3 protein-coding genes and 1 pseudogene are annotated in these 1,081 nt (G+C 41.9%); 1 reads left to right on the top strand and 3 read right to left on the bottom strand.

What is annotated here, in order from left to right; all coding sequences use genetic code 11:
- The 3 genes from CIK04_RS35265 to CIK04_RS35270 form a co-directional block, all read right to left on the bottom strand.
- The coding region (locus CIK04_RS35265; RefSeq protein ID WP_325206070.1) for a DUF3465 domain-containing protein at positions 1-131 on the bottom strand (131 nt) is incomplete at its 3' end.
- A gap of 34 nt (positions 132-165) precedes the next feature.
- Complete coding sequence (locus tag CIK04_RS33010) at positions 166-300, bottom strand: DUF3265 domain-containing protein (protein ID WP_157806512.1); 135 nt, start codon at positions 298-300, stop codon at positions 166-168.
- 336 nt (positions 301-636) lie between these two features.
- On the bottom strand, positions 637-762 hold the full coding sequence (locus tag CIK04_RS35270; RefSeq protein WP_128824628.1) for a DUF3265 domain-containing protein: 126 nt from the start codon (positions 760-762) through the stop codon (positions 637-639).
- A gap of 214 nt (positions 763-976) precedes the next feature.
- Between CIK04_RS35270 and CIK04_RS31765 the strand changes: the two are divergent.
- A pseudogene (locus CIK04_RS31765) lies at positions 977-1,081 on the top strand (IS110 family transposase); the annotation flags it as partial.

The following is a 1,081-nucleotide window of genomic DNA, read 5'->3' on the forward strand; positions in this document are numbered from 1 at the left end:
TGTCCAAATCCTTGAACCTGTAAATCACTTTGTTGCGATTGATAAGCTTGTTGTAAAACGGCGTCATTAGAATACAAGCCGGCAGAAAAACAGCTGGCGACAACGAGCCAAAAAGCTAAAAACCATTTCATAAAGCTGTCCTTGTTCAATCCACTCACCATTCACCTAACGCCGCGTTAAGGGGTGAATGCCGCATAAACCAACCTTATGCAGACCACTTTCACCACAAAAATCACCGCAAACCAAAAATGCCACGCGGCATGAATCCCGCTTAAACGCCTTGTTATGCTTAAGCTTCAATAACTTACGTTTTACTAAAAACAAGATTAACTCGACTTCGATTCAGAAACAAAAGCCAAAATGTAGAAAACCGAAATGAATCATAGTTTTGATAATCAGGCTCGGATTTTTGGCAAATCTAGTTTGAAGTTTGAAAACCTAGAAATGGATTTCTGATTGAGCGAACCGCCCTAACCTCGCGCTTACCCGAAAATTGATTGAGGCAACTCTCTGAATTTTCAGCGCCAAAGAATAAGTGTCCGAAAAACAGCGCTCAAAAAAACCGGCTTGCCGACAAACACAAAACTGAAAAGCCGAGGGAACAAAGAAAATCCATAAACCACTGATTTTAATTGATTAAGCATAACGCCGCGTTAAGGGGTGAATGCCGCCTAAACCAACTTTCCGCAGACCACTTTCACCACCAAAACCACCGCATACCAAAAATGCCACGCGGCATGAATCCCTCTTTAACGCTTGTATGGGAAATTATCCCCATTAATCGACCTGTTTCGGGTAATGTGAGACCCAGGCTTTAGCCGCAACTAAAGCTTTCTATGTTGTAGTTCGATTGAACGCTGGCTCCTCTATCGAGAGACCGATAACAAACATGAACGCGACATAGAACTCCAAGCACCAAACTCGAATACTCGACTGGGTCTCGAACCCGCATTACGCAAGCAAGAGTTAGCTTATTATGAATACAAACACACTTCAAAATATTAATGTCGGTGTGGATACTGGCAAAGCAAATCTAGATATCTATATCCGCCCATTTGATATCTTTTTTACTGTTTCTAAT

It is taken from the genome of Vibrio sp. 03_296, from assembly GCF_002265885.1.